We start from the raw sequence: 26,855 nt of genomic DNA on the forward strand, positions 1-26,855 counted from the left end.
GAACCCCAGACTCCGTGTCGAGTTAAGGCGCGGACCGCACCCAAATTCGACACAAGCCAGCAAACCGCGGAGCGCGTGTCGAGTTTGGGCGCGGATCGGACCCGAAATCGACACACCCGTTGGGCCCGCGCGGTTGTGGCTGGGTCGCTTCGGGTCAGGCGGGGACGACTATGGGGGTGCCGGCTATCGGGTCGGGGATTATGACGCAGGTCAGGCCGAAGACCTTCTCGACCAGTTCGGCAGTGATGACCTCGGACGGCGGGCCCTCGGCCACGATCGCGCCGCCGGACATCGCGATGATGTGGTCGCAGAAGCGGCTGGCCAGGTTCAGGTCGTGCAGGACCGCGACGATCGTCTTGCCGGACTCCTCGTTCAGCGTGCGCAGCAACCGGAGCAGCTCGACCTGGTGGTTGATGTCCAGGAACGTCGTCGGCTCGTCGAGCAGCAGCAGGTCGGTGTCCTGGGCGAGGGCCATCGCCACCCACACCCGCTGGCGCTGGCCGCCGGACAACTGCGCGAGCGGCCGCGACGCCAGATCGGCCGTCCCGGTCGCCTCCAGCGCGGACGCCACTGCCGCGTGGTCGTCGTCGGTCCAGCGCCGGAACCAGCCCTGATGCGGATAACGTCCCCGCGACACCAGGTCGGCGACCGTGACACCGTCCGGCGCCAGAGGGGACTGCGGCAGCAGGCCCAGCACCTTGGCCACGTCGACGGTGCTCATCTCGGTGAGCGCCTTGCCGTCGAGATGGACGGCGCCACCGCGGGGTTTCAGCAGCCGGGCCAGGCCGCGGAGCAGCGTGGACTTGCCGCAGGCGTTGGCGCCGACGATGGCGGTCACCTTGCCGTCGAGCACGTCGAGGGAAAGGTCGTGCACGACCGGTCGGTCGTCGTATCCGAGGGTCAGGTCTCGGGCGTTGAGCCGTGTCACCCTCCGGCTCCCTTCCGGTTCGTGGTGGCGAGCAGCCACAGCAGGTAGGGCGCGCCGACCGCCCCGGTGACCACGCCGGTGGGCAGCGAGACCGGGAGCAGATGGACGGCGACGAGATCAGCGGTGAGCAGCAGTGCCGCGCCGACCAGCGCGGCCGCCAGGATGCCGCCGGTGGCCGGGCCGAGCAGGCGGTTCGCGACCGGGCCGGCGACCAGGGCCACGAAGACGACCGGGCCGGCCACGGCCACGGCGAGGGCCACGAGCAGGACCGCGGTGCCGAGCAGGGCGGCGCGGCTCAGTTCGGTACGCGTACCCAAGGCCCGTGCCGTGTCATCGCCCAGCTCGAGTGCTCTGAGGTGTCGTTGCAGTCCGATGGCGAGCAACAGCAGCGCCGGTAAGGCGTACAGAAGGATCTGAAGTTCTTGATCGCTGGCCTGACCCACGGAGCCGGTGAGCCAGTGCATGGCCTGGCGTGCCTCGGTCAGGCGGGCGCGGCTGAGGACATATCCGACGAGGCCGTCGAAGAACGCGGCGACGCCGATGCCGATCAGGATGAAGCGGTACCCGCTGACGCCGTCGCGCCAGGCGAGCACGTACATCAGCAACGCGGCGAGGAGGGCGCCGCCGAGGGCGAACGCGCAGACGACGAGCCCGGCGGCCTGCAGGAACACGATGCCGCCGGCGGCGGCGAGGCTCGCGCCGGAGGTGACGCCGACGAAGTCCGGTGAGGCGAGCGGGTTGCGCAGCAGCTGCTGGAAGATCGTTCCGGAGGCGCCGAGGGCGAGGCCGACGGTGAGGCCGGCCGTGGCGGTCGGCAGGCGCAGGCCGCGCACCACGAAGTCGACGCCGGGGTTGGCTTCCAGGTGCAGCACCGAGGTGATCACCTGGAGGGCGGTCAGCCGGAAGCTGCCGACCATCATGGTCACCACGAACAGGGCGGCGACCACGCAGGCCAGTGCAATGGTCACGGCGAGCGAGCGGACGGTCCGGCGGCGATGGGTCGCCTTCACCGCGACAAGCGTCAGGGTCATGCCTCCACCAGCCTGGCGTATCGGACGATGCCCACGAACACCGGCGCGCACAGTACGGCGAGGACCACGCCGACCTGGAGTTCGCCGGGTGCGCCGGCGATCCGGCCGAGCACGTCGGCGAGCAGCAGCACGATCGGGGCGAGCAGCATCGAGTACGGCAGAATCCACCGGTAGTCGGGCCCGCAGATGAACCGTGCCAGGTGCGGCACGACCAGGCCGATGAAGACGATCGGCCCGCAGGCGGCGGTGGCGGCGCCGGCCAGGATCGCGACGACGCCGAACGCGGCGGCCCGGGTCAGCCCGACCCGCTGGCCGAGGCCGCGGGCGGTGTCCTCGCCGAGCGCGAGCCCGTTGAGGACCCGGCCCAGACCGAGCGACGCGACGAGTCCGAGCAGGATGAACGGGGCGACACCGACGAGGATCGGCGTGTACCGGCCGGCGAGCGAGCCGACCTGCCAGAACCGCAGCTCGTTCAGGGCGTCGATGTTGGTCATCACGATCGCCGAGGTCACCGAGGTGAGCCCGGCGGTCACGGCCGCGCCGGCCAGGGCCAGCTTGACCGGTGTGGCGCCTTCGCGGCCCATCGACGCGATGGTGTAGACCAGGAACGTGGCAATGATCGCCCCGCCGAACGCGAACCAGACGTAGTAACTCACGCCCTGGATCCCGAGCACCGTGATGGCGAAGACGACACACGCGGCCGCGCCGGAGTTGATGCCCATGATGCCCGCGTCGGCGAGGGGGTTGCGGGTCACGCCCTGCAGGATCGCGCCGGCGACGCCGAGGGCGGCGCCGGCGAGAATCCCGACGAGCGTACGCGGAACCCGCAGTTCGAGGGTGACCGTGCTGGTGATCGTACCGTCGTCGCCGAGATTCCCCAGCGCCCGCAGGACATCCGTGAGGTCGATCGACCGGGATCCCTGGGTGACGCTGAGGAACGCGACGACGGCGAGCAGAGCGACGAGCAGGACGAGCCCGGAGGCTCGGTTAGTTGCCGATGTTCTCATCAGCGCCGTTGATCGCGGTGGTCAGCTTCTCCAGCTCGGTCGCGAAGTCGCCGTAGGTGTGCAGCCAGTACGCCGGCCACGCCGTGACGGCTCCGGCCTTGGCGGCCTTGATCTCGAACCAGGTCGGCTGCTTCTTGCCGAACTCGGCGTTGAGCGTGTCCTTGTACGCGCGACCGTCCCACAGGATCAGGTCGGGCTGGTACTTGTCGGCGTTCTCCCAGCTCAGCGTCTCCCAGTACGGGAAGTCCTTGTCGGGTGCGGCCGGGTCGAGGACCTTGAGGCCCCAGCGCTGGAAGTCGAGCAGCTCGGGGGCGTACTTCGGGTTGGCGACGTACACCTTCTCGTCGGTGGGCGACATGCCCGCGGCGGTCAAGTTCGGCTTCGCGGCGGTCGCGGCCTTGAACGCGGTCACCGCGGTCTCGAAACGCTTCTTGTTCGCCGCGATCTGCGGGTCGTCCACCTTGGCACCGAGGCTCGTGGCGAGCGCTTCGTAGCCTTCCGCCAGGTCGACGATCGACTCACCCTGGGAGACACCCACGATGGGCGCGAGCTCAGCGAGCTTCTTGCTCTTCTCGTCCACTCCCTCTTCCAGGCCGCTGTACGCCTTCTCGGCCGGCCACCAGTCGCCGACGATCAGATCCGGGGCGAGGGAGGCCGCCTTCTCGACGTCGATCTTGCCCCACTCCTCGCCGAGGATGGTGATCCCGGTGAGGTCGAGGTCCTTGAGGTTCAGGTCGGTCTTGACCGGCTCGTCGGCGTAGATGCCGACCGGCTTGATGCCGAACGAGATCAGCGCCGCGGCCTCGCCGGCGTGCGCGATGATCCGGCTCGGGGTCTTGTCGGCCTTGACGACGTCGCCGTTTCCACTGGTGAACGACCACGGCCCGGAGGCGGCGGCGGTTTCGTCGGCGGGGGCGTCGTTGCTGCCGCACCCGGCGAGCACAGCGCCCAGAGTCGCGACGGCCAGTACTGAACGCCAGGTCTGCATATGCGGGTTTTCCATTCAAGGTCGACTCGGTGATTAGGTTAGGCTAACCACAGGTCACAGGTTTTGCATAGGCGGCCCTCCCGGATGCTTCCCGGCCGCGTACTGTCGTGCTTGTCATCGCCCCGGACCCCGGCGCCGCCATCCACGCCGAGGGCCCGCCATGGAAGCGTTTCAGACAATCGTCTCGCCCGACATCGTCGACGTCCTGCGCGCCGAACATCTGCGGATCCGGCAGCTGTGCGACGACGTCCGCGACCAGAAACGGGGCGCGCTCGCCGCCTTACGACACGCCGTCCACCTGCACCAACTCGGTGAGTCCGCAGTGGCTCATCCGGCCGTGCGCAACAGCGGGCCGGCCGGCGACGCCATCGCCCGCGCCTGCCAGGCACAGGGGGCGGAGCTCGAACGGACCGTCACCGAACTCGAACGCCGCGGCTTCGACGACGGACTCGCGGCGGTGAACCGGGCACTGCTCGACCATGTGACGCGCCAGGAGAGGGACGAGTTTCCGCTGCTGCGCCGCCATGTGTCCACGCAACGGCTGCACATGATGTCCGGCACGATGCACGATGTCCGGGTGATGGCCGGCTAGCGCCTGTCGTGCCCTCGCGTTCCCAGCAGCGCGTCGATGAGGTCGGCGAGCGGCTGCCGCAGCTCGTCCTCGCCGGCCGCACTCAGTGGCTGAATGCCGAGAGTGGACCGCAGCAGCACCATGCCGAGAACCGCGGCGAGCAGGATCTGGGCGCGCAGCAGCGTGGACTCGTCGATCGTGTTGCCGGTCTTCACCGCGACCTTCTCGCTCAGGGCGCGCAGGAAGTCGCGGCGCAGGTCGTCGATGCGCTCGTCGCCGGAGGTCCGGACGAGCAGGAGCAGCCCGTCCCGCAACCGATTCTCGCCGGGCTCTATTTTTCCGGGTGTGTCGCTGAGCCGGCGGGCCAGGCGGGCCGCGATCTCACCGTGGCCGAGGTCGTCGGTGCCGCGGCCGACGTCGGTGACCGCGTCGGTCAGGCACGCCTGGAACAGGCCTTCCTTCGACGTGAAATAGCGGCTGATCAGTGCCACGTTGACGCCCGCCTCGTCGGCGATGTGACGGACCGTCGTGGCCGCGTACCCGTCGTGCGCGAACCGGCGGCGCGCCACGTCGAGCAGGTCCAGCCGGGTCTGCGCAGCGTCGCGGCGGCGCCGCGGCAGCGCCCCACTCGTGGTCACGTGACCCTCTCCCCTCGATCGCGGCCGCAATCACGCCGTCACCCGACGGAGTGTGACGTAAACAACCGTTTACTAACGGCCTGAGCTGCCGATAATAAGTCAGCAAGCGTTTACTTCTAGCATCCGAGGACACCATGACCCAATCCATCGAAGAGACCGGATCCTCCGGATCCGCGAAGACCGAAGGCCGGGGTACGGGCGGCAACCTGCTGGTGCTCTACCTGGCACTCGGCGGCCTGGCGTTCGCGGTGCTCCAGTCCCTCGTCTCCCCCGCGCTCTCCACGATCGGCCACGAGCTGAACGCGTCGACCAGCGACGTCAGCTGGGTCGTCACGTCGTACCTGCTCTCGGCGTCGGTGCTCACGCCGATCCTCGGCCGGCTCGGTGACATCGCCGGCAAGCGCAAGGTGCTGATCGGCGTCCTGGCAATCCTCGCCGCCGGCACGGTAGTCGCCGCCCTGGCGCCGAACCTGGCGGTGCTGATCGTCGGACGCATCCTGCAGGGCGCGGCGGGCGCGATCCTCCCGCTGTCGATCGGCATGGTCCGTGACGAACTCCCCCGCGAGAAGGTCGCCACCACGGTCGGCCTGATCTCCGCGATCTTCGGTGTCGGCGCCGGCATCGGCATCGTGGCCGCCGGCCCGATCGTCGAGCACCTCTCCTGGCACTGGCTCTTCTGGCTGCCGCTGGTCCTGGTCGTCATCGCCCTGATCGGCGCGATCTTCGGAATGAAGGAATCCCCGGTACGCACCCCCGGCAAGCTCGACGTCATCGGCGCCTCGATCCTGTCCGTGTCGCTCGTCGCGCTGCTGCTCGCGATCAGCAAGGGCCAGTCGTGGGGCTGGGGCGAGGCCAAGGCCATCGGCCTGCTCGCCCTCGGCGTCGTCGGCCTGATCGTCTTCGTCCTCGTCGAGCTCCGCGTCAAGGAGCCGCTGATCGACATGAAGCTCATGAAGATCCGCGGCGTCTGGGCCACCGACCTGGTCGCCCTGATCCTCGGCTTCGCCATGTTCGGCACGTTCCTGCTGGTCCCGACGCTGCTCCAGCTGCCGGAGGCCACCGGGTACGGCTTCGGCAAGTCGGTCTCCCAGGCCGGCCTGTTCCTGCTGCCGACCGTCGTCATGATGGTCATCTTCGGCCCGATCGCCGGCATCCTGACCCGCAAGTACGGCCCGAAGCTCCCGATGTTCCTCGGCGCCGTCTTCGTGGTCGCCGCGTTCACGCTGCCCGCCCTGGGCCACGGCGCCATCTGGCAGGTCCTCGGGTCCGGCGTTCTGACCGGTGCCGGCATCGGCTTCGCCTTCGCGGCGATGTCCAACGCCATCATCGAGGCCGTCCCGGCCGCCCAGACCGGTGAGGCGACGAGCGTGAACACCATCGCCCGCACCATCGGCAGCAGCATCGGCACCGCGGTCGTGGCCGCCGTGATCACCTCGAACACCACCCCGCAGGGCCTGCCGACGGACGCTGCCTTCACCAACGGGTTCTGGGTGTGCGCGGGTGTCGCGGTGCTGGCCGTGGTGGCGGCGCTGCTGCTGCCGGCCGCCCACAAGCGCCACGAGGAAGCCGTCGAGGCGGGCGTGAGCGACCTCCCGCCCGAGCCCGACGAGATCCACGTGCTGCACCGCACCAACGCCTGACGTTCGCTCTCTTCATGGCTGTGGCCGCCGGGGTCTCCCGGCGGCCACAGCCACTTCCGCAAGATCCCAGCTAGCGCGCGGGATGCGACCACTCGCCGCGTGCCGAGTTCGGGTGCGTATCGAACCCCGCCTTCACACGCACGGACCGTTTCCAGCGCGCGTGTCGAATTTCGGTGCGGCGGTGCTGGCGGGAGCCGGTCTCCGAACCGAGCCGTAGCGCAGCGAGGTAATCGGACCCTCATAACGCGTCTGGACTACGGCTTAGAGGTGCGAGCCGTAGTCCAGACGCGTTATCGGCCCTGGATAACGCGTCCAAGCGACGGCTCGCCCCACGTCAACAAGGTCGACCATGCCGGATCACACCTCGCGCACCGGCCGGCTCGCGCTTACGGTCGCGCAGCGGCCGCAAACACGACCACGAGCACAAGCCACTCCCGGCCGGCTCGCGCATGTGGTCGCGTGGCGCCGGCGAATGCGACCGTGAGCGCGAGCCGGCTGCGGGGTGCGGCGCACCCGGGCTGGTGGGGCGCTTTTCGGGGCGTGGTCGTTCAGGCTGGACGCGGAGGGTCGGACGAAAATTTGGCGGGAGGGCTCGTGGGCGGCATCAGTGAAGGTCAGCCGACGCTTGTGGTGATCCGGGGGAACTCGGGGTCGGGGAAGACCACCACCGCGCGGGAGGTGCGGCGGCGGTTCGGGCGGGGGTGTGCCCTCGTCGAGCAGGACTACCTCCGGCGGGTGATCCTCCGCGAGCACGGCGGCAACCCGGTGGCACCGGCCTTCATCACCGGGACCGTGCGAGCCGCTCTCGACGCCGGCTATCACGTGATCCTCGAAGGCATCCTGGACGCGAAGAGCCACGGCCCGCTCCTGCGCCGGCTCATCGCCGAACACACCGGGCCGAGCGCTGTCTTCTACTTCGACGTGTCGTTCGACGAGACCGTGCGGCGCCACCACACCCGTGCCGAGCCGATCCCGGTGACCGCGGATCAGATGCGCGAGTGGCACCAGCCCCGCGATCTGCTCGGCACCGACGGCGAACACGTCCTTGAGGAAACCACCACCTTCGACGAGGCCGTCGCGACGATCCTGCACCTCAGCGGCTTGGCCAAGGCCGCCGCACTGACACCCTGCCCGACCCGCTGCCCTCGATGCGCCGCCAAATGACCACCCTGCGCGTAGCCGCCTGCCAGACCCCGGAAATCCTCGGCGACCCGGAAGCGGCCCTGACCTACATCGAGGACTTCGCCCGGCGGACCGACGCCGACCTGCTGCTGTTCCCGGAGTGCTTCCTCCAGGGCTACCTCGTCGACCCCGCCCACGTGATCCACCACGCCATCAACCTGGAATCGGCACGGTTCGCCACCATACGAAAGCGCCTCGAACCCATCGGACCGACGCTCGTCTTCGGCATGATCGAGGAGGACGCCGGCGACTACTTCAACAGCGTCGTCGTCGTGACCCGAGGCCGGCTCGAAGGCCGCTATCGCAAGACGTGCCTGATGCCGGGCGAATCCGTGTTCACCCCCGGCACCGAATACCCGACATTCAAGATCAACGGCATTCGGTACGGCATCAGCATCTGCTCCGACACCCAGCACCCCGAGCCGGCCGCCCACGTCGCGGCCCAGGGTGCACGGATGCTGCTCGTCTCGGCGCAGAACATGATGCGCCGCCCCACCGCGGAACGGTGGAAGGACGAACACCACCGGATGCGCATCGAGCGAGCCCGCGAGACCGGGATGTGGCTGGTGTCCTCCGACGTCACCGGCACCCGGGGCGAGGACCGGATCGGGTACGGCCCGACCAGCGTGATCTCCCCGACGGGCGTGGTGGTTACCCAGGTTCCGCTGCTGACCACAGGAACGGCGATAGCCGAGTTATTCGGCGACGACGAAGCCCAGGGTTTCCGGTAGGGCGGCAAGGGCCTTGCGGCGTTCCGGGTCGGGTTCCTCCTCGGCCACCTGCCGGAGTAGCGCGACCAGCTCGCCGGTCTCGCCGTGCGATGGGTCGCGTCAACCTGCTGGCGCACCTCGGTCATCCTGCCGCCACGGCGTATCACTCGGCGAGTCGGGCAAGCAGGAACTGCTCGCGACTGTCGCCGCACGCCGGCTCACCGAGATCCGCCGCAGCTGAGGGTTGAGGCAGCAGCAGGTCGGCGACCGCATAGGCGTCGCCAAAGGCCGCGTCTCCCAGATCGAGCAAGGCAAAGTCTCCGGCCAAGACGTGCTCGCCCGCTACGTCGTCGCCGACGGCGGGCGCCATCACGCGGACTTTGCGCAACTCCCGACTACACTCCGTGACGCCCTCACCTCAGAACGGCTTCTCCACCCGCGAGCCGAGGAGCACACGTTGACGCCCGCCGAGCCCGAGTACGCCATCGACGTTGACGGCCGCCAGGCAGTTCTGGCGGGGCTATCCGGTAGAACAGGGGCGCAGTGTTCGGCGTGAAGCCGGACAGTTTCATGGATGGGGATGCGGCCGAACTCGGCCGGACCGACGAACCGCATCTGTCAGTTGCCCAGCATCCTGTCCTGCCAACGCCTCACGCCCTCAGCCCCGCCGCTCGGAGCAGTCTCGATAGTGTGTCGCAACGTATGCGCCAATCCAAAACATTCATCACTGCCGAAGCATTCGGCCAATGCGCCGGCTTCCTCATCGGACACTGGCCGCCCAATACGATCCAGAAGTTCTCCGGCATGCCTGACAGCCATCTCCAGAACATCATCAGGCTGGAGATCCTCCGATGGAAGAACTCCTAGGGCGATGAAATCGCTAACTTCCGGCCTAATCACTAAAAAGCCCCCACCGCTAAGCCATCCACGACGCCTTCACGACGCCTCCACGTGCCGGAGGGCGAGCCGGGCGCGGAGTTCGTCGTCGGTCACGTGATGCACCCGGTCATCCTGCCGCCGCGGTGTAGCGCTCGGCGAGGGTGGTGAACGCGGCGCGGAGCTCCTCGGGACCGACCACCTCGAGACCGGCGTCGAACCTGCCGAAGGAGGCGGCGAGACCGGTCCACGACCAGGAACCGAGCACGACCCGGCAGCGGTCCGGCCCGAGCTCCTCCACGAGACCGTCGCGCACATAGGTGGCCACGTCGGAAGCCGGACGATCGATGATCACTTCTCCGTGGCAGGGCCATTCACTCGTACCCTCGGAGCCGCGGAACCGGGCCGCGATGAAGGAGGCGACGTCGGGGGCCGGCAGCGCTCGCGCAGCGAAGCGCGGGCCGGCAGGGGTGCGCGGGGTGATCCGGTCGGCGCGGAAGGTGCGCCAGCCGGCGCGGTCGAGGTCCCAGGCCAGGAGGTACCAGCGGCCTTTCCAGGCGACCAGGTGATGGGGTTCGGCCCGGCGTGCCTGATCGTCGTTGTAGAAGAATCGCAGGATCTCCTGGGCGTGAATGGCCGCGCCGATGGCGGTCAGCACACCGCTGCCGACCTCGGACGACGGCCGATCACCCGGCGGTTCCACCGCGGTGATCTGGAGGGCGTCGATGCGGTGCCGCAGCCGGGCAGGCATCACCTGCCGAATCGTGTTCAGGGCTCGGGCCGCACCCTCCTCGATGCCCGCGCCGGAGACGCCGGCGAGCTGCAGTGCCACCGCGATGGACACGGCCTGGTCGTCGTCGAAGAGCAGCGGCGGCATCCGGGTGCCGGCGTCCAGGCGATAGCCGCCGTCCGGACCCTTGACAGTGCGGATCGGATAACCCAGTTCGCGCAGTCGGTCCACGTCACGGCGGACGGTGCGCGCGCTGACCTCCAGCCGTTCGGCGAGCAGGCCACCGGGCCAGTCACGGCGGGCCTGCAGCAGGGACAGCAGCGACAGCAGCCGCGCGGACGTCGTGGGCATGAATCCGATCATGCCGGAAGTAGCGGCCACTCCCTGTCCTCTACCGCTGACATCGTCCTCCTCGTCAGCACGGCAGGATCCAGCAAGGAGCAGTCATGGGCATCAGCACCGTCGCGCACATCAACCTGCGGGGAACCGCGCGGGAAGCGCTCGAGTTCTACCGGACGGTGTTCGGCGGGGACCTGGTCGCGGTCACCTACGCCGACGCGCACAGCGTCCCGTCGCCCGACGAAGCCGACCAGATCATGTGGGGTCAGGTCACCTCGCCCGAGGGATTCCAGATCATGGCGTACGACGTGCCGTCGTCGCGGCCGTGGAGTGCCGGGGACAGCCCGTTCTTCGTCTCGGTCCGGGGCAGCGACGCCGACGAGATCACCGGTTACTGGAAGCGGCTGAGCGAGGGGTCGGCCGTCGTGGTCGAACTCGGGCCGGCGGGGTGGGCGCCGCTGTACGGAATGGTGACCGACCGGTTCGGCGTCACGTGGGTACTCGACGTCGCCATCAATGACAGGTGAGGAGCCTGTGTCGATTAAGGGTTCGATCCGCACCCGAAATCGACACGCACCGGCTTTGGACCAGCCCTGCCGCACGGCCGGCCAGAGCAACAGCCCCGCCCCCTATCGCGGCACCGCGCGGAACCACCCCTCCCGATCCCCCGGGTCCGGCCCGCGCCGCGGCAGCACCGGCGCCCCCTCTCCGACCACCGGCGCGTAGTGGTCGAACTCCGCCGTCAGCACCGCCTCCCCACCCGTCAGATCCGGCAGAGCGGCCACCACCTGCGGCACCTTCGACGACGGCAACACGCCGCTGACCTCCAGATATCCCCCAGCAGCAACGGTCTCCCGGACGACAGCCCCGTGCCGCCCGAGCAACGCCGCCACCGCGTCGAACACATGGTGCGGAATGTTCACCTCGAACCGCTCCACCGGCTGACAAACCCGGCTCCCCGCCCGGCGGAGCGCCGCGGTCACCACCACCGGGGCGAGGTACCGGAAATCCGCCCCGACGCTGGAGAGCGACTTGTCGAACTTCTGGTGCGACCTGCTCTGCCGCGGGCAGTACTGCGACGACACCATGCTGACCACGCAGTCGGTGACCGGCCAGCCGCGCAAACCCTGCCGCAGTGCCGCCCGCACACCCTCCTCGGTCGCCGCGATGAACGCCGGCGGCAGCCGTCCCGGTTCGATGCCGGCGCGGAACTCGATCCCGTGCCCCACCGGCGCCGGCGCGATCCCAAGGCCGATACCGGCAAGATACGGATTGCCGCCCTCCCGCACCCGATCCACCGCCTCACCACTGCCGGCGACACGTTCGATACACGCCGTCAGCGTGCCGGAGAAGCGGACCTTGACGCCGTACCGATCCTCCAGCAGCGACGCGATCACCTCTTTCTGCACCTCGCCGTGCAGCCGGATCACCGCCTGCCCCTCGTGCTCGTCGAGGCGCAGGTCGACCAGCGGGTCCTCGTCGGCGAGTTCGGCGAGGCCGGCGAAGAGCGCGAGCCGCTGGGACGCCTCGATCGGTTCGACGAGTGCCTGCCGGGTCGGTGGCGGGAATCGATAGAGATGCCGGCGCGGCGGGTCACCCACGTGCTGCCCGATCCGGGCCGTCAGCCCGCGCACCGCGACGATCTGCCCCGCGGTCGCCTCCGGGCGCACGAGCACGCCTTCCGGCGCGCTCACCCCGACCTGGGTCACGGTCTGCGGCCGGCTTCCGCCTAGATCCACCCGATCTCGTACGCGTAACCGCCCCGACCACAGCCGTAACCATGCCCGCCGCCCGTGGCTGTCCCGATCGACGGCGAAGACGGTTCCGGCGACCGGGCCGCCGGGTTCGTCGCAGCGCGGCAGCAGGTCGGCGAGGACGTGGCGCAGTTGCCGCACGCCGGCACCGGTGATCGCCGAGCCGCAGACGACCGGGCTGAGCTGACCGCCACGGACACCGGTGCGGATCGCGCGGCGGACGTCGCGGACCCGGACCGGCACACCCGGGTCATCGTCCAGCCAGCGTGCGGCCACGGTGTCGTCGGCCTCCGCCACGGCTTCGACCACGGGGTCGGAGTCCAGCGCGATGGCGCGTACCCTCGCTGTGGTCTGACCTTGACCCGTGACCGCGGTGAGCGGGACGGGGGTTGCCGCGAGCCGCAGGCGAAGCTGGCCGAGCACACGGTCGACGTCGGCGCCGCGGCGGTCGATCTTGTTGAGGAAGAACACGGTGGGTACGCCGATGCGGCGCAGCGCCCGCCAGATGGCGACGGTCTGCGGCTGGACGCCCTCAACGCTGGACACCACGAGCACCGCGGCGTCGAGGACGGCGAGCGAGCGCTCGACCTCGGCGATGAAGTCCGGGTGGCCCGGGGTGTCGAGCAGGTTCACGGTGAGCGCGCCGAGGCGGATGGTGGTGACGGCCGCGCGGATGGTGATGCCGCGGCGGCGTTCCAGATCCATCGAGTCGGTGCGGGTGGTGCCGTCGTCGACGCTGCCGGGCAGGGCGACGGCCCCGGCCTCGAAGAGCAGGCGTTCGGTCAGGCTGGTCTTGCCGGCGTCAACATGCGCGACGATGCCGAGGTTCATCAATGACAAAGCAGAACTCCACGGTAGGACGGAAAGGGGTCCGGAGCGTGGAAGCTGCTCGCATTGGTTTCTCCTTGTCGCAGGCTGTCTGACAACCCACCCTGGCACGGCCGCCGGTGGGACCGCTACCGATTAAATTTCAGCCGGTTTGTCGTACAATAAGGTTTGTGTTCGATTTTGAGCCGGAGCCCGAGGATCAGCCCGCGCAGCAGAGTTCGCTGAGCAGCGCGTTCGTCGCCATGGTGGCGCTGACCATGCTGGCGATGCTGGTCGGCGGCGCGGCCCTGTTCTGGGTCATCCGGGTGGCCGCGCACTGAGGGGTGTACCGGCAGTGCATCGCAGGTCACGGCCGTTCGACGTACCGTCGTGAGCGTGGACAACCGAGCCGAGGTGCGGGATTTCCTCACCACCCGCCGCGCGAAGATCACTCCGGAGCGGGCCGGGCTGCCGGCGTTCGGCCAGCGGCGGGTCGCCGGGCTGCGGCGCAGCGAGGTGGCGTCGCTCGCCGGGATGAGCGTGGAGTACTACGCCAAGCTGGAGCGCGGCCAGCTGGCCGGTGTGTCGGCGAGCGTGCTGGACGCGATCGCCCGCGCGCTGCAGCTCGACGAGGCGGAGCGCGCCCACCTGGTCCGGCTCGCGCAGGAGGCGAACGGCAGCGGCGCACTGCTGCGGCCGGTGCGCCGGCCGAAACAGTGGACCGTGCGGCCCAGCCTGCAGTGGTCGCTCGACGCGATCACCAGCCCGGCAATCCTGGCCAACAACCGGCAGGACCTGGTCGCGTCGAACCTGCTGGGCCGGGCCATGTTCGCCGATCTCTATGCCGGAGCGGGCGGCGCGCCGAACTTCGGCAGGTTCACGTTCCTGGACAGCGCGGCCCGGCGCTTCTATCCCGACTGGGCGCTGGCCGCCGACATGTTTGTCGCCAATCTGCGGACCGCCGCCGGCAAGGATCCGCACGACAAGGGTCTGCAGGACCTGGTCGGTGAGCTGTCGACGCGCAGTGACGAGTTCCGCCGCCGGTGGGGCGCGCACAACGTCCGCACGCATGGCACCGGGGTGAAGACGTTCCATCATCATGTCGTCGGCGGGCTCGAGCTCGCGTACGAAAGCATGGATCTCCGGGCTGAGCCGGACCTGACCCTGACGATCTATGCGGCCGACCCGGGGTCGGCGAGCGCGCACGGGCTGAGCCTGCTGGCGTCCTGGGCGGCCAGCGAGCCGGAGCTGATCGCCCCGGCTCGCTGAGGCTTTGACCTCTTAGCGCAGGGTGTCGATGTCGATGACGAACCGGTAGCGGACGTCGGACTTCAACACCCTTTCGTACGCCTCGTTCACCGCACCGGCGTCGATGACCTCGACCTCGGGGGCGATGCCGCGCTCGGCGCAGAAGTCCAGCATCTCCTGGGTCTCGGCGATGCCGCCGATGCTGGAGCCGGCGAACGAGCGCCGGTTGTTGAACAGCGAGAACACCTGCACGGGCAGCGGCTCCGGCGGGGCGCCGACGCTGACGAAGGTGCCGTCCAGGCGCAGCAGGCCCAGGTACGCGGACATGTCGATCGGCGCGCTGACCGTGTTGATGATCAGGTCGAAGCTGTTCTTCAGCGTCGTGAACGTGGCCGGGTCGCTGGTCGCGTCGTAGTGCTGCGCGCCGAAGGCCTCGCCGTCGGCCTTCTTGCTGAGGGTCTGCGACAGCACAGTCACCTCGGCGCCGAGCGCGACAGCGATCTTGACACCCATGTGGCCGAGGCCGCCCATGCCGACGACTGCCACCTTCTTGCCCGGCCCGGCGTTCCAGTGCGCCAGCGGCGAGTACGTGGTGATGCCGGCGCAGAGCAGCGGCGCGGCCGCTTCCAGCGGGATCGACGTCGGTACGCGCAGCACGAAGTCCTGGTCGACGACGATGTGCGTGGAGTACCCGCCCTGGGTGACGGTGCCGTCCCGGTCGACCGCGGCGTAGGTGCCGGTGTTGCCCTTCAGGCAGTACTGCTCCTGGCCGGCCTGGCAGTTGTCGCACTCCCGGCACGAGTTGACCATGCAGCCGACGCCGACCCGGTCGCCGGTGGCGTGCTTGGTGACCTCGGCACCGACCTCGGTGACATGCCCCACGATCTCGTGGCCGACGGTCTGCGGGTAGGCGATCGTGCCCCATTCGCCGCGAACGGTGTGAATGTCGGAGTGGCAGATGCCGGCGTACGCGATCTCGATGAGAACGTCGTGCGGGCCGAGGTCACGGCGCTCGACCGTGGTGCGGACCAGCGGTTCGGTGGCGGAGACAGCGGCGATGGCGTTGACGGTGAGAATGGTTTTCCTCCGGACTTGAAGCGGTCACCTCTACGAAATCACAGGTCGCGGACGGCTGGGAGTCACTGGTGGTACACCACTCAGGAAGCGTCCCTTCGCTGGAGGCTGATCGCCGCCGCGCCGAGCGCGATGACCAGGTAGCCGGCGGCCACCGCGGCCGCACCGCCTGGGGAGAACACGTACGGGTGCTCGCCACCGGCCAGCTGCGGGGTCAGATTCGGCAGCAGCACCGAGGCGAACCTGAGGTGCCACACGGTGGGCAGGAAGTGCGCGAAGACCGGCGCCACCAGGATCAGGCCACCCAGGGTGACCAGCGTGGTCGCGGTGGACCGCAGGATGGTGCCGAGCCCGGCCGCGACGGCGCTGGTCACCATCACGACCACTGCCGCGCTCAGGACCGTCGGCACCGCGTCCGACCAGTGCGGCCACGGGTTGAGCGGGGCCGGGCGGGCGCCGAGCAGCAGCATCGCCCCGGCCGTGGTGGCCGCCGCGATCAGCAGGCCGGCGCCGAACCCGCCGGTCATCGCCACCGCCACCTTCGCGCGCAGCAGGTCACGCCGCCGCGGGACCGCGAGCAGGCTCGGGCCGATGGTGCCGGTGGCGAATTCACCGGTGATCGACAGGGCGGCGATCGCGGCGAGGAAGAACGTCACGAACGGCATCACCACCACGGTGATGTCGGCGGTCTCGAAGTTCGCCCGGTCGGCGGCCGGCGCCTGGTCGTACGAGCCGATCAGCAGGACCAGGATCAGCATCCCGAGCAGGCCGGCCGCGACAGCGGCGGCCAGGAACGCGTAGGTGGACCGGACGGTACGCAGCTTGAGCCATTCAGCCGGCATCACAACGCTCCCAGGTAGAAGTCTTCGAGGCTGTCGCGGACCTCGTCCATGGCGACGTCCTCGCGCAGCCGCCCGGCACTGATGATCAGGATGTGGTCGGCGGTCACCGCCATCTCGCTCATCAGGTGGCTGGAGAGCAGCACCGTGCGGCCCTGCTCGGCGAGGTCGCGCAGCAGCGAGCGGATCCAGCGGATACCGGTGGCGTCGAGGCCGTTCACCGGCTCGTCGAGCACGATCACGGCCGGGTCGCCGAGCAGTGCCGCCGCGATGCCGAGGCGCTGACGCATGCCGAGCGAGTAGGTGCCCACCCGGCGGTCGGCCACGGTCGCCAGGTCCACCTGGTCGAGGACCGCGTCGACCCGGCCGCTGCCGATGCGGTGCGTGCGGGCCAGGCAGGCGAGGTGGTTGCGGGCGGTCCGGCCGGGATGGGCGGCGTCGGCGTCGAGCACCGCGCCGACCTCGTGCAGCGGGTGTTTGATCTGGTCGTAGCGCCGGCCGCCGATCAGAGCCTCGCCGCTGGTGGCTCGGTGCAGGCCGAGGATGATGCGCAGGGCGGTGGACTTGCCGGCGCCGTTCGGGCCCAGGAAACCGGTCACCTGTCCGGGCCGGACCTGGAACGACAGGCGGTCGAGGGCGGTCACCGGCCCGAACCGCTTGGTCAGCTCGTGTACCTCAATCATGGCTACCACGATCGCCACTCCGCCGCCCCGGGTCGTCCGACCGCGGTCGGACCCGGATGTCCTACCAGGGTCAGACGCGCGACGGCACCGCCTCGATATAGCGTCGGCGGATGGCAAAAGTCAGCGCGGCCACTGTGGACGTCGCGGTCGCCGTCGCGCTGTCCTGGTTCGCGGCGTCGGCGGCGCTGGATCCCCCGGGCCCGGCCTTCACCGGCCCGGCGTGGGTGGCGTGGCTGGCCGGCGCGGCCGTCGGGCTCCCGCTCGCGGCCCGCAGGAGATGGCCGCTGCCGGTCCTCGCCGTGGTCCTGCTCTGCACCGCGGTGGTGACCGCCGCCGGTGTCGCGGGCATCGGTGTGGTCGCGACGATGTGGGCGCCGGTCGCCCTCGCGGCATACACGGTGGCGGCCTCCGCGCGCCTGCCCACCGCCTCGGGCGCGCTCGCCGCCGCCCTCGCGGCACCGGCCGCCACGATTCCCTGGCTCTATCGGCACACCGTGATCACCACGGCGGATCAGCAGGCCAGCGAGGTGCCGCTGTGGTGGCAGGTGGAGCTGGGTGTGGTCGCGGTGATGGTCACGGCGGCCTGGGCGGCGGGCCGGGTGGTGCGGTCCCGGCGGCTGGCCCGGGCGGATGCCGACCAGCGGCTGGCCCGCGACGCGATGATGTCCGAGCGGCTGCGCATCGCCCGGGAACTGCACGACATCGTCGGGCACAGCATGAGCCTGATCGCGGTGAAAGCGACGATCGCCAACCACATCGCCGAGCAGCGGCCGGCCGAGACGCGAGCGGCCCTCGTCACGATCGAGCAGACCAGCCGGGCCGCGCTCACCGAGATCCGCCGGGTGCTCGACGTGCTGCGCGACGACGATCCGGCCGCCGAGCTCGGTCCGGTCGCCCATCTCGCTCCGGTCGCCGGGACGGCCGATCTGGAGAGCCTGGCCGAGCCGCTGCGCTCGGCCGGCCTGCGGGTGGACCTGCGTGCCGACACACCGGACCCGCTGCCATCGTCGGTCGGCCTCACCGTCTACCGGATCGTGCAGGAGTCACTGACCAACGTGCTGCGGCACGCGAATGCCGGACGATGCGAGGTCATCGTCGCCTCACACGATCATGGAGTGCTGGTGGAGATCATCGACGACGGGCGCGGGACTCCCGCCTCGGGCCGGCAACGCACCGGGCGAGGCCTGATCGGGATGCGCGAGCGCGTCGCCGCCTTCGGCGGGACGCTGAGCGCGGGCCCACTCCAGGAGGGCGGCTTCAAGATCAAGGCCCAGATCCCGTACGCCGAGTCTCCGTCCGCTCAGGCGACGGGCGCCGCCGGTGAGTGACGCGGACATCGGGGTGCTCCTCGCCGACGACCAGCAGCTGATGCGGGAGAGTTTCCGGGCCCTGATCGACGTCTCCCCCGGTTTCACTGCCGTGGGTGAGGCCGGCGACGGCGCCGAAGCCGTCCGCCTGGCTCGGCAGCACCGGCCCGACGTGGTGCTGATGGACGTGCGGATGCCACGGATGGACGGCATCGAGGCGACCCGGCAGATCTGCGCCGCCCCGGACACCTCGGCGGTCCGGGTCCTGATCCTCACGACGTTCGACCTGGACGAGTACGTCTACGCCGCTCTGCGGGCCGGCGCCAGCGGGTTCCTGGTCAAGGACGGCAGCGCCGCCGACCTGCTCACCGGGATCCGCGTCGTCGCCGGCGGTGACGCGCTGCTGGCGCCCCGGATCACCCGCCGGCTGATCTCGGCGTTCGCCCGGCAGGCTCAGCCCCAATCGCAGTCGCAGGCGCTGGACACCATCACCGACCGGGAACGGGAGGTGCTGGCCCTGATCGCCCGCGGCCGGTCGAACCAGGAGATCGCGGAGGAGCTGTTCGTCACCGTCGGCACGCTGAAAACCCACATCGGCCGTCTTCTACACAAACTGGGCGCCCGGGACCGGGCCCAGCTGGTCATCACGGCGTACGAGTCCGGGCTGATCACACCGGGGTCAGCGTGAAATGTTCGCGTTCACAATCGCGGAACCGTCTCGCACGCCGGGGGCTTATGGTTCGCGTTAACAAAGTGTGGCCGGCCCCCTCCCGCCGGCCGGGGTGCCTGCGGTAGAACATGACGATGAGCGACACACAAGCACGGCCGGCGGCCGGCATTCGTAACACGATCGAAAGCGGCCGGACGGCGATCGGGATCGAGCTGGGCTCGACCCGGATCAAGGCCGTGCTGACCGGGCCGGACCACGAGGCGATCGCGGTCGGCACCCACGACTGGGAGAACCAGTTCGTCGACCGGGTCTGGACGTACTCCCAGGAGGCCATCTGGTCCGGGCTCCAGGCCTGTTTCGCCTCCCTCGCCGCTGACGTCCGCACCCGGTACGGCACCGAGCTGCGCACCACCGGCGCGCTCGGCGTCTCCGCGATGATGCACGGGTACCTGGCGTTCGACGCCGACGGCGAGCTGCTCACCCCGTTCCGCACCTGGCGCAACACCAACACCGGCGACGCGTCCGAGGCGCTCAGCGAGCTGTTCGGCTACAACATCCCGCACCGCTGGAGCATCGCCCACCTCTACCAGGCCGTTCTCAACGGCGAGGAGCACCTCGGCAGCATCAACCACCTGACGACGCTCGCCGGTTACGTGCACTGGAAGCTCACCGGCCGCCAGGTCCTCGGTGTCGGCGACGCCAGCGGCGTGTTCCCCATCGACATCGCCACCGGCGGTTACGACTCCCGCCGGCTCAGCCAGTTCGACGAGCTGGCCGCCGGGCGCCTCCCGCTGAAGCTGGCCGAGCTGCTCCCTGCCGTGCTGCCCGCCGGCGAGCAGGCCGGCACGCTCACCGAGGCCGGCGCCCTGCTGCTCGACCCGAGCGGCACCCTGCAGCCCGGCGTCGTGCTGTGCCCGCCCGAGGGCGACGCCGGCACCGGCATGGTCGCCACCAACTCGGTCGCCCGGCGTACCGGCAACGTCAGCGCCGGCACCAGCATCTTCGCGATGATCGTCCTGGACGGCGAGCTCAGCCGCGTCCACCCGGAGATCGACCTGGTCACCACCCCGGCCGGCGACCTGGTCGCGATGGTGCACTGCAACAACGGCGCCTCCGAGCTGAACGCGTGGGCCGGCCTGTTCGCCGAGTTCACCGCGGCCCTGGGCGTAGAGGCGGACAGCGGCACCATCTTCGAGACGCTGTTCCGCTCCGCCCTCTCCGGCGCCCCCGACGGCGGCGGCCTGATGGCGTTCAACAACCTCTCCGGCGAGCCGATCACCAAACTGCACGAGGGCCGGCCGCTCTTCTTCCGTACGCCGGGAAGTGCTCTGTCGCTCGCCTCCTTCATGCGCACTCAGCTGTACGCGGCCCTGGCGACCCTGCGCATCGGCATGGACGTGCTGCAGAAGTCCGAGTCGGTCCAGCTGGACCGGATGTTCGCCCACGGCGGCCTGTTCAAGACCGAGGGCGTGGCGCAGAACCTGCTGGCAGCGGCGATCAACACCCCGGTCTCGGTGGGCAACCTGGCCGCCGAGGGCGGAGCGTGGGGCATCGCGGTGCTGGCGGGATTCGTCCGCGACCGCGCTGAGGGTCAGTCCCTGGACGACTTCCTGACCACGGCGGTCTTCGCCGGCGCCGAGCTGGACACCGCCAACCCGGACCCGGCCGACGTGGCCGGCTTCAACGAGTTCATGCAGCGCTACGTGGCCGCCCTGCCGATCCAGCAGGCAGCCGTCGACAACAGCTGACGCGGACAGCGGATGATCCGGCCCGGCCTGGCATGGCCGGGCCGGGCCTCTACTGCTCTGCTCGCTGCCATCAGTGAAATAACCGATCGCCTCCGCAAGGCTGGTAGCAGTCAACTGACCGATGCCCGCTCCCCGGCAGACCTTCATGATCGACTCATGATCAAACCGAAGGTGATAGTGCCCGCAGCGCTGCTGCTGGCCGGGATCGCGGCCGCGGCCGTGCTGGTGCGCCCGTCGGCGGCGGTCCCGTCGCAGACCTTCGTGGCCGGGGTCGCGGTGGGTGGCCTGGGCGATGCCGCCCTGCGCGCGGCCCTCGACGGCCCGGTGCGGCGCCAGGTCGAGCGGCCGGTCCGCGTCCGGGTGGGCAAGACCCACATCGAGGTACGACCGGACACGCTCGGCATCCGATTCGACGCCGACGCCACCCGCCGCGCCCTCGAGCGGTCGTGGCTGCGCTGGCCCACCTCGAAACGACGGGACGTGACCCCGGTCGTCACGGTTGACGCCACCGTGACCCGGGCGGAGCTGGACGAACGGCTGCGCGATTTCCAGCGGCCGGCCCGCAACCGGTCGGTCGTGCTCGCGGCGCCGGAGGTGGTGCTCGACGGCAAACAGGACCTGTCCTACACCGCATCACAACGCGGAGTGACGGTCGACGAGGGCGCGGCGGGGCAGGCCGTCGACACCGCGGCCGCGGCCGACCTGCTGACCACGGCGGTCCGGGCCGGGCACACCACCGTCCAGTTGCCGGTCACCCGGGTGGCTCCGGGCGACGACACCCCGAAACTGGCCGGCGTGGACCAGCTCATCGGGACGTTCACCACGTACCACCCGTGCTGCGCGCCACGGGTCACCAACATCCACCGGATCGCCCGGCTGATCGACGGCACCGTGGTGGCGCCCGGCGCGACGTTCTCGCTCAACGACGCGGCCGGTGAGCGCACCGCGGCGAACGGCTTCGTCGCCGCGCCGGCGATCGTCGACGGCGAACTCGAGGATCAGCTCGGCGGCGGGGTCTCCCAGTTCTCCACCACCCTGTTCAACGCCACCTGGTTCGCCGGGCTGGACCTGCGCCGGCACCAGCCGCACAGCCTGTACATCAGCCGGTACCCGCCCGGCCGGGAGGCCACGCTGGACTGGCGGTCCATCGACCAGGTCTTCGTCAACAACACGGAGGCCCCGATCGTGATCCGCGCCCGGACCACCGACACGTCGGTCACGGTCGGCCTCTACGGCCACACCGGCGACCGGGTGGTCGACTCGGTGACCGGGCCCCGGCAGGCGCAGGCAGGCGACAGCGGTGGCTTCAGCGTGCGGGTACAGCGCACGATCCATCAGGACGGTGCGTCAGCCGGCACCGACACGCTGCGCTGGACCTACCGCGGCCTGGATTGACCGTCACATGAGATCGGGTACGCCGGTCGTGCTGCCCGGCTTCACCGAGTTCAGGCGGCGCTACGGCGCTGCCCTGCCCATGCAGCCGTCGACGAACAGCTGACGCGAGCAGCAGGCCGGGCCGGCTCCCGAGCCGCCCGGCCCGTTGCACAATCATGTGCGTGGACATCCCCGATCCGCTGCGCCAAGCCGCCGTCATGGTTCCGGAGCAGGCCACGAGTGAGAACGGCTCGACCGCGGCCGACGCCATCGACTACCTCGTCCACAACGAGTACGAGATGGCGCTCGGCATCCTCACCGAGCTCGGCGATTCCTGCGCCGCCGAAACGACGCTCTGGAACCTGCTGGCCGCTGCAGCGGCCGAGATGAACCAGCACCCAGGCGACGTTTCCCGCGTAGGCCGCCCGCTGGCCGCCCGAGCAGGACCACGGCAGCAGACGGCAGCCCATCGAGGAGTCAGCCGGGCAGCGGCTCCCGGCGGAAGACGAACAGTGACCAGCGCTGATCGCCGTCAGGCTCGATCGACACGGTGATCGGGCCAGGCCCACCGGTTTCGTCTCTGGGTTGCCAGTGAGGGCGGCCGCAGCTGACCTTCATCGCGACTTCGTCTGCCGGCGCGACGCGGTAGGAGGCGGTGACGAACCCGTCGCCGTCGCAGGTAATGAGGATGTTGAGAGCGGCAGTGTCGGCGATGGTGCCGAATGTCCCGTTCCAGGCGCCGGTTTGATCACTCAGGCGTACGAGGACGGTTCCTGTGACGCCATGAGGGCGGCGGAGTCTTCGCCGGACGAGCTGGTCCCCGCCGCAGTGGGCGCACTCGGATAGGCGCTTGAGGAGATCTGCCCGGGAGTTCCGGCGCAGGCCGCCTGCGAGGCGAGGGCAGCGGCCACCGCCACCAGGGCACCTGCCGCCTGCCACCATGCCGATGCCCTCCGCAACCCGTCACGCGCCGACGGCAACGTGCCGGCTGCCGTGTCAGCAGGTATCGGCAGGCGGGTCGCGGGCTTGAGGAGGGTTACGAGAGGCGGCCGTTCGCATGCAGGGTCAGTAAGGCATCGACGGTCACCCAGCCGCGCCACTCGAAGCGGGTGATCGGGGTCCAGGCCGGGAAGGCGAAGTCCCAGCCGCCGTCGTCCTTCTGCTTCGCCGACAGCGCGTCCAGATGTTGGGCGATCACGTCGGTGGGGAAGGCCGCGCGCGCCAGGCTGCCCGGGAGCGGTGCGAAGTCGAGGGGTCCGTGCACATAGCCCTCGGCCTGCGGATCCAGCTCGGCGACGCTCAGCACCAGCGGGCGAAGCAATGCCCAGGACAAGTCCGCTCGGGGGCGGTCTGGGGCGTTTTCCAGGAACTTCAGGACGGACAGCACGTCGAACGGGTCCGGCGCGCTGAGTCCGTCGATGGCTGTCCAGCAGAACTCGGTGGCGCGGGTAACCCACGGATGTGACACGCCGTGTTTCAGCAGCAGGCCGGCGATGGACGCGGTCGGGTTGAGTGAGCCGGGCAGCCCGTCGACCGGCACCCACCACGGACCGCGCGGGCTCGGCGACGGCAGAACCCACGGAACCCCGCCGTCCGGACGGGTGATCGACTCCAGGTATCGCAGAATCCCGTCGACCATGTCGGCGTCGATCTCGCCGGTCGCGTCCAGCACCTGCAGCGCCATCTCGACCGGGACCGGCTGGCTCTCCGGGCCGCGCAGGTCGGGCTCGAGGGCGTGGCCGAAGCCGCCGTCCGAGTTCTGATAGGGGCGCAGGGCGTCGATCACCCGCCCCGCGGGTCCACCCCGGAAATGATGGTCGAACCGGACCCGGTCGAGCAGACGCCCATTGACCTGGAGAAACGCTTCCGCCCTGCCTGATGCATCATCCACCGGCCCACCATAAACAGCACCTATGACAAAAACAGGGATGGTCGCTCGGCCAGCGCCACCTCGACCCGGGAACCCGTCCGCAGCGATTGGACGCCCGCCTCGCACACCGCCGTGGCCGCGTAGCCATCCCACGCGCTCGGGCCGGTGGGATGCCCGGAGACCCCGAGCGCGTCGATCCACTCCTGCAGCTCGGTGTCGTAAGCCGCCTGGAAACGATCGCGCCAGTCCACAGCGACCGGTCCGCCGAGGGTCAGGGTGCCGTTCTCCCCCACGATCTCGCCGCGGATGTCGTACCCATAGCGGATGTTCACGCTGGTCTCGACGTCGACGATGATCCCGTTCGCCAGCTCCAGGATGATCAGGAGCGGGTCCTGGAGGCCGGCACCGTTGCGGTTGCTGCGCGGCACCAGCACGCGGATCGCGACGATGTCCTCGCCGAACATCCAGCGCACCATGTCGAACTCGTGGACGGCCGTGTCGACGATCGCCATCTCGGTGCGGTAATAGGCGGGTACGTCACGGTTGCGATGGGCGCAATGCATGAGAAGGGGCGCGCCTATCGCGCCGCCGCCGGCTTCGTTCCGGAGCTTTCGGTACGCGTCATCGAACCGCCGCATGAAGCCGACCTGAACAAGCCGGCGACCGCACGCGACCTCGGCGTCGACGATCCGCCGGCACGCTGAAGCGGTCGTGGCCAGGGGTTTCTCACAGAACACGGGTTTGCCGGCGTCGATCGCGGCGAGCACGTACTGCTCGTGACTGGGCCCCCACGAGCAGACCAGCACGGCGTCGCAGGCGGCGATGACGTCCTCGCCGGTGGGATGCACGGCCGCGCCCACGGCAGCGCCGACGCCGGCGGCGAGGGTGGTGTCGACGTCGGTGACGGCGACGACCCGGGCGCCGGACAGCACCGAGGTCAGCCGCCGGATGTGGTCCTGGCCGATCATCCCGGTCCCGATGACTCCGACCCGGAGCATGGTCAGAGGCCCTGGGACTGCAGGTACTGCCGGGTACGCCGGGCGATCGGCAGCGGCACGTCGAAGCCGACCGGGTACATGTCCTGTTCGACGACGACGACCAGATCCGCAGCCCGATCGGAGAGGGTCGCGAGAGCCTCGAGCACCGCGGGAATGTCCGGGCTCCCCGACGGCGGCTCGACACTGACACCCTGCGCGACGGCCTGCCCGAAAGCCAGATCCTCGGCGGCCGCCCGGGCGGCGATAACCGGATCCATCTGCTTGATGTGGACATAGCCCACACGATCCGGATATTTCTGGATCAGCCCCGGCACGTCGGCTGCCCGGTATGCGAGGTGCCCGATGTCCAGGCACAGCGAAACGTACCGCGGATCAGTCTCCTCCAGGAACCGCTCGGTCTGCGCCTGCGTCTCGACCTGATAGTCGGCGTGCGGATGGAACCGCAGAAACAGCCCGTACTCCTCGAAGAGGATCCGGCCCAGAGCATTGCTGTTGTCGATCAAAGCCTGCCACTGCCCGGAATCCAGTGAAGGGGAACCGGTGTACGCCCCGGTGACGTCGTCGCGATACCCCGGCACCGGCACGAAGATCAGATTCGTGGCGCCGACGGCCTGGGTGAGCGCGGCGACCTTCCGCGTCTCGGCCAGGACGAACTCGAAGTCCTTGTGCGGCCCGCCCGCCCCGGCCACCGTCCCGGCGACGATCGACAATCCGCGGGCGGCCGTCTCGTCCAGCAGCCGGCCGGGATCAGTGGGCAGATAGCCGTAGGGCCCCAGTTCCAGCCGCGAATACCCCGCCGCGGCGAGCTCGTCGAGGAACCGATTCCACGGGGTCTGCCGGGGGTCGGACGCGTACCAGACCCCCCACGAATCGGGGCAGCTGCCAAGAAGCATCGGAACATCCCTTCCTAGATCATCAGCCGGCGTACCTCGTCCTCGGTGGGCATGGCATCGGCGCAGGCCAGCCGGGTGGCGACCAGCGCACCGGCCGCGTTGCCGAAGCGCATGACGTCCCGCAGTTCCCAGCCCGCGAGCAGGCCGTGGCAGAGCGCGCCACCGAACGCGTCCCCGGCACCGAGCCCGTTGACGACGTCGACCGGCACCGGCGGCACGGTCACCCGCTCCCCCGTGGACCGTCGCGACGCGAACACACCGTCCGGTCCCTGTTTCACGACGGCCAGGTCCACACCGGCGTCGTGCAGAGCGTCAGCGGCCGCACCCGGCGAGCGAAAACCGACGGCGGTGTCGCACTCGTCGAGGTTCCCGACGGCGACACTCACGTGCGGCAGCGCCTGCCGGTAGAACGACCGGGCCTCATCGCGGGAAGCCCAGAACATCGGCCGGTAGTCGAGGTCGAGAACCGTGATCCCCCGATGAGCGCGCGACACCAGGGCGTGCAGAGTGGCCGCCCGGGACGGCTCGGCGGACAACCCGGTCCCGGTGACCCAGAAGATCCCGGCCGAACCGATGGCGTCCAGGTCCAGTTCCGACGGGGTTATCTCCAGGTCAGGAGCTTTCGGATAGCGGTAGAAGTACAACGGGAAGTCGTCCGGCGGGAAGATCTCGCAGAACGTCACCGGCGTCGGCAACCCCGGCACCGCCGTCACAAAACGATCGTCGACCCCGAACCCGCGCAACGCCTCGTGCAGGTAATCCCCGAACGGATCAGCCCCGGTACGCGTGATCACCGCGGAAGTCCGCCCGAGCCGGGATGCCGCCACGGCCACATTCGTCGGGCTGCCCCCGAGGAACTTGGCGAAGCTGCGGACCGCAGGCAACCGCACCCCGGTCTGCTCGGGGTACAGATCGACGCCGATGCGCCCCATCGTCAGGACTTCGAGCAT

The 26,855-nt window shown here is 69.9% G+C and carries 27 protein-coding genes and 1 pseudogene; 14 read left to right on the plus strand and 14 right to left on the minus strand.

From position 1 onward, the window contains the following. Window positions 1-154: 154 nt before the first annotated feature. The 4 genes from B0I29_RS30360 to B0I29_RS30375 are packed head-to-tail and all read right to left on the minus strand — an operon-like array spanning window position 155 to window position 3,954. Complete coding sequence (locus B0I29_RS30360; protein WP_111652543.1) at window positions 155-928, minus strand: ABC transporter ATP-binding protein; 774 nt, start codon at window positions 926-928, stop codon at window positions 155-157. Further along, complete coding sequence (locus B0I29_RS30365) at window positions 925-1,959, minus strand: FecCD family ABC transporter permease (RefSeq protein WP_111652544.1); 1,035 nt, start codon at window positions 1,957-1,959, stop codon at window positions 925-927. Before B0I29_RS30365 ends, B0I29_RS30360 begins: the two co-directional genes overlap by 4 nt. Beyond that, window positions 1,956-2,966, minus strand: coding sequence for a FecCD family ABC transporter permease (locus B0I29_RS30370; RefSeq protein ID WP_111652545.1), 1,011 nt, complete (start codon window positions 2,964-2,966; stop codon window positions 1,956-1,958). The genes B0I29_RS30365 and B0I29_RS30370 overlap by 4 nt, the downstream gene beginning before the upstream one ends. Next, window positions 2,947-3,954 (minus strand): ABC transporter substrate-binding protein, encoded by a 1,008-nt coding sequence (locus B0I29_RS30375; RefSeq protein WP_181558046.1) that lies wholly within the window; start codon window positions 3,952-3,954, stop codon window positions 2,947-2,949. Before B0I29_RS30375 ends, B0I29_RS30370 begins: the two co-directional genes overlap by 20 nt. A 160-nt stretch (window positions 3,955-4,114) precedes the next feature. On the opposite strand from B0I29_RS30375, the gene B0I29_RS30380 reads away from it, so the two are divergent. After that, window positions 4,115-4,546 carry a hemerythrin domain-containing protein gene (locus tag B0I29_RS30380; protein ID WP_111652547.1) on the plus strand — a complete coding sequence of 144 codons (432 nt, stop codon included), beginning with the start codon at window positions 4,115-4,117 and terminating at the stop codon, window positions 4,544-4,546. Here B0I29_RS30380 and B0I29_RS47550 read toward each other — a convergent pair. After that, the gene (locus B0I29_RS47550; RefSeq protein WP_111652548.1) at window positions 4,543-5,163 is read right to left on the minus strand and encodes a TetR/AcrR family transcriptional regulator; all 621 of its coding nucleotides are present in this window, start codon (window positions 5,161-5,163) and stop codon (window positions 4,543-4,545) included. The two genes, B0I29_RS30380 and B0I29_RS47550, sit on opposite strands and share 4 nt — an antisense overlap. Before the next feature lie 134 nt (window positions 5,164-5,297). Between B0I29_RS47550 and B0I29_RS30390 the strand changes: the two genes are divergently transcribed. The 5 genes and pseudogenes from B0I29_RS30390 to B0I29_RS30410 all read left to right on the plus strand — a co-directional run bounded on the left by B0I29_RS30390 (window position 5,298) and on the right by B0I29_RS30410 (window position 9,562). Next, complete coding sequence (locus tag B0I29_RS30390; protein WP_111652549.1) at window positions 5,298-6,803, plus strand: MFS transporter; 1,506 nt, start codon at window positions 5,298-5,300, stop codon at window positions 6,801-6,803. Between the two features lie 594 nt (window positions 6,804-7,397). Beyond that, window positions 7,398-7,967, plus strand: a complete 570-nt coding sequence (locus B0I29_RS30395) for an AAA family ATPase (protein WP_111652550.1) — start codon at window positions 7,398-7,400, stop codon at window positions 7,965-7,967. After that, window positions 7,964-8,716, plus strand: coding sequence for a carbon-nitrogen hydrolase family protein (locus tag B0I29_RS30400; protein ID WP_111652551.1), 753 nt, complete (start codon window positions 7,964-7,966; stop codon window positions 8,714-8,716). Before B0I29_RS30395 ends, B0I29_RS30400 begins: the two co-directional genes overlap by 4 nt. A 151-nt stretch (window positions 8,717-8,867) precedes the next feature. Then, window positions 8,868-9,068: pseudogene (locus tag B0I29_RS46990) on the plus strand (helix-turn-helix domain-containing protein); the annotation flags it as partial. Window positions 9,069-9,238: 170 nt separating this feature from the next. Beyond that, entirely contained in the window at window positions 9,239-9,562 is a 324-nt protein-coding gene (locus B0I29_RS30410) for a hypothetical protein (protein WP_111652552.1), read from the plus strand. 139 nt (window positions 9,563-9,701) lie between these two features. On the opposite strand, the gene B0I29_RS30415 is transcribed toward B0I29_RS30410, so the two are convergent. Further along, window positions 9,702-10,652 carry a helix-turn-helix transcriptional regulator gene (locus tag B0I29_RS30415; RefSeq protein ID WP_111652651.1) on the minus strand — a complete coding sequence of 317 codons (951 nt, stop codon included), beginning with the start codon at window positions 10,650-10,652 and terminating at the stop codon, window positions 9,702-9,704. 95 nt (window positions 10,653-10,747) lie between these two features. Here B0I29_RS30415 and B0I29_RS30420 point away from each other — a divergent pair, with 95 nt between their 5' ends. After that, window positions 10,748-11,167: a VOC family protein gene (locus B0I29_RS30420; protein WP_111652553.1), complete on the plus strand. Its 420-nt coding sequence runs from the start codon at window positions 10,748-10,750 to the stop codon at window positions 11,165-11,167. Between the two features lie 102 nt (window positions 11,168-11,269). On the opposite strand, the gene B0I29_RS30425 is transcribed toward B0I29_RS30420, so the two are convergent. Continuing rightward, window positions 11,270-13,225: an elongation factor G gene (locus B0I29_RS30425; RefSeq protein ID WP_245972851.1), complete on the minus strand. Its 1,956-nt coding sequence runs from the start codon at window positions 13,223-13,225 to the stop codon at window positions 11,270-11,272. Between the two features lie 167 nt (window positions 13,226-13,392). Here B0I29_RS30425 and B0I29_RS45990 point away from each other — a divergent pair, with 167 nt between their 5' ends. Together B0I29_RS45990 and B0I29_RS30430 are read left to right on the plus strand one after the other, a co-directional pair. Further along, a complete protein-coding gene (locus B0I29_RS45990; protein ID WP_181558048.1) occupies window positions 13,393-13,542 on the plus strand; it encodes a hypothetical protein in 150 nt (49 codons plus the stop codon). Window positions 13,543-13,597: 55 nt separating this feature from the next. Then, entirely contained in the window at window positions 13,598-14,470 is an 873-nt protein-coding gene (locus B0I29_RS30430; RefSeq protein WP_111652652.1) for a helix-turn-helix transcriptional regulator, read from the plus strand. Window positions 14,471-14,482: 12 nt separating this feature from the next. Here the strand turns inward: B0I29_RS30430 and B0I29_RS30435 are convergent, their stop codons facing one another. The 3 genes from B0I29_RS30435 to B0I29_RS30445 form a co-directional block, all read right to left on the minus strand. Beyond that, entirely contained in the window at window positions 14,483-15,526 is a 1,044-nt protein-coding gene (locus B0I29_RS30435) for an NAD(P)-dependent alcohol dehydrogenase (RefSeq protein WP_111652555.1), read from the minus strand. An 80-nt stretch (window positions 15,527-15,606) separates the two neighbouring features. After that, a complete protein-coding gene (locus B0I29_RS30440) occupies window positions 15,607-16,365 on the minus strand; it encodes an ABC-2 transporter permease (RefSeq protein ID WP_111652556.1) in 759 nt (252 codons plus the stop codon). Further along, the gene (locus tag B0I29_RS30445) at window positions 16,365-17,045 is read right to left on the minus strand and encodes an ABC transporter ATP-binding protein (RefSeq protein WP_111652557.1); all 681 of its coding nucleotides are present in this window, start codon (window positions 17,043-17,045) and stop codon (window positions 16,365-16,367) included. Before B0I29_RS30445 ends, B0I29_RS30440 begins: the two co-directional genes overlap by 1 nt. A 110-nt stretch (window positions 17,046-17,155) precedes the next feature. Between B0I29_RS30445 and B0I29_RS30450 the strand changes: the two genes are divergently transcribed. The 5 genes from B0I29_RS30450 (at window position 17,156) to B0I29_RS46995 (ending at window position 22,698) form a co-directional block, all read left to right on the plus strand. Beyond that, complete coding sequence (locus B0I29_RS30450; protein ID WP_111652558.1) at window positions 17,156-18,373, plus strand: sensor histidine kinase; 1,218 nt, start codon at window positions 17,156-17,158, stop codon at window positions 18,371-18,373. Further along, window positions 18,366-19,040 carry a response regulator gene (locus B0I29_RS30455; protein WP_111652559.1) on the plus strand — a complete coding sequence of 225 codons (675 nt, stop codon included), beginning with the start codon at window positions 18,366-18,368 and terminating at the stop codon, window positions 19,038-19,040. The genes B0I29_RS30450 and B0I29_RS30455 overlap by 8 nt, the downstream gene beginning before the upstream one ends. A 116-nt stretch (window positions 19,041-19,156) precedes the next feature. Continuing rightward, on the plus strand, window positions 19,157-20,770 hold the full coding sequence (locus tag B0I29_RS30460) for a xylulokinase (RefSeq protein ID WP_245972825.1): 1,614 nt from the start codon (window positions 19,157-19,159) through the stop codon (window positions 20,768-20,770). A gap of 156 nt (window positions 20,771-20,926) precedes the next feature. Further along, complete coding sequence (locus B0I29_RS30465) at window positions 20,927-22,165, plus strand: VanW family protein (protein ID WP_111652561.1); 1,239 nt, start codon at window positions 20,927-20,929, stop codon at window positions 22,163-22,165. Window positions 22,166-22,326: 161 nt separating this feature from the next. After that, window positions 22,327-22,698 carry a hypothetical protein gene (locus tag B0I29_RS46995; protein WP_245972828.1) on the plus strand — a complete coding sequence of 124 codons (372 nt, stop codon included), beginning with the start codon at window positions 22,327-22,329 and terminating at the stop codon, window positions 22,696-22,698. Window positions 22,699-23,180: 482 nt separating this feature from the next. On the opposite strand, the gene B0I29_RS30475 is transcribed toward B0I29_RS46995, so the two are convergent. The 4 genes from B0I29_RS30475 to iolC are packed head-to-tail and all read right to left on the minus strand — an operon-like array spanning window position 23,181 to window position 26,855. Then, the gene (locus tag B0I29_RS30475; protein WP_111652562.1) at window positions 23,181-24,035 is read right to left on the minus strand and encodes a prenyltransferase/squalene oxidase repeat-containing protein; all 855 of its coding nucleotides are present in this window, start codon (window positions 24,033-24,035) and stop codon (window positions 23,181-23,183) included. 20 nt (window positions 24,036-24,055) lie between these two features. Then, entirely contained in the window at window positions 24,056-25,012 is a 957-nt protein-coding gene (locus B0I29_RS30480) for a Gfo/Idh/MocA family protein (RefSeq protein ID WP_111652563.1), read from the minus strand. A 2-nt stretch (window positions 25,013-25,014) separates the two neighbouring features. Then, window positions 25,015-25,905 carry a sugar phosphate isomerase/epimerase family protein gene (locus B0I29_RS30485; protein ID WP_111652564.1) on the minus strand — a complete coding sequence of 297 codons (891 nt, stop codon included), beginning with the start codon at window positions 25,903-25,905 and terminating at the stop codon, window positions 25,015-25,017. Window positions 25,906-25,919: 14 nt separating this feature from the next. Beyond that, entirely contained in the window at window positions 25,920-26,855 is a 936-nt protein-coding gene (iolC, locus tag B0I29_RS30490) for a 5-dehydro-2-deoxygluconokinase (protein WP_245972830.1), read from the minus strand.

Origin of the sequence: Actinoplanes lutulentus (genome assembly GCF_003259845.1) — a bacterium.
Classification (GTDB): Bacteria; Actinomycetota; Actinomycetes; order Mycobacteriales; family Micromonosporaceae; genus Actinoplanes; species Actinoplanes lutulentus.

Coding starts and splice junctions, on each gene's coding strand:
- B0I29_RS30370 (WP_111652545.1), bottom strand. CDS start 2,966: ATGAGAACATCGGCAACTAACCGAGCCTCCGGGCTCGTCCTGCTCGTC.
- B0I29_RS30480 (WP_111652563.1), bottom strand. CDS start 25,012: ATGCTCCGGGTCGGAGTCATCGGGACCGGGATGATCGGCCAGGACCAC.
- B0I29_RS30440 (WP_111652556.1), bottom strand. CDS start 16,365: ATGCCGGCTGAATGGCTCAAGCTGCGTACCGTCCGGTCCACCTACGCG.
- B0I29_RS30465 (WP_111652561.1), top strand. CDS start 20,927: ATGATCAAACCGAAGGTGATAGTGCCCGCAGCGCTGCTGCTGGCCGGG.
- iolC (WP_245972830.1), bottom strand. CDS start 26,855: ATGCTCGAAGTCCTGACGATGGGGCGCATCGGCGTCGATCTGTACCCC.
- B0I29_RS30445 (WP_111652557.1), bottom strand. CDS start 17,045: ATGATTGAGGTACACGAGCTGACCAAGCGGTTCGGGCCGGTGACCGCC.
- B0I29_RS30400 (WP_111652551.1), top strand. CDS start 7,964: ATGACCACCCTGCGCGTAGCCGCCTGCCAGACCCCGGAAATCCTCGGC.
- B0I29_RS30380 (WP_111652547.1), top strand. CDS start 4,115: ATGGAAGCGTTTCAGACAATCGTCTCGCCCGACATCGTCGACGTCCTG.
- B0I29_RS30390 (WP_111652549.1), top strand. CDS start 5,298: ATGACCCAATCCATCGAAGAGACCGGATCCTCCGGATCCGCGAAGACC.
- B0I29_RS30450 (WP_111652558.1), top strand. CDS start 17,156: ATGGCAAAAGTCAGCGCGGCCACTGTGGACGTCGCGGTCGCCGTCGCG.
- B0I29_RS30375 (WP_181558046.1), bottom strand. CDS start 3,954: ATGCAGACCTGGCGTTCAGTACTGGCCGTCGCGACTCTGGGCGCTGTG.
- B0I29_RS30425 (WP_245972851.1), bottom strand. CDS start 13,225: ATGAACCTCGGCATCGTCGCGCATGTTGACGCCGGCAAGACCAGCCTG.
- B0I29_RS30365 (WP_111652544.1), bottom strand. CDS start 1,959: ATGACCCTGACGCTTGTCGCGGTGAAGGCGACCCATCGCCGCCGGACC.
- B0I29_RS30415 (WP_111652651.1), bottom strand. CDS start 10,652: ATGCCCACGACGTCCGCGCGGCTGCTGTCGCTGCTGTCCCTGCTGCAG.
- B0I29_RS30485 (WP_111652564.1), bottom strand. CDS start 25,905: ATGCTTCTTGGCAGCTGCCCCGATTCGTGGGGGGTCTGGTACGCGTCC.
- B0I29_RS30420 (WP_111652553.1), top strand. CDS start 10,748: ATGGGCATCAGCACCGTCGCGCACATCAACCTGCGGGGAACCGCGCGG.
- B0I29_RS30460 (WP_245972825.1), top strand. CDS start 19,157: ATGAGCGACACACAAGCACGGCCGGCGGCCGGCATTCGTAACACGATC.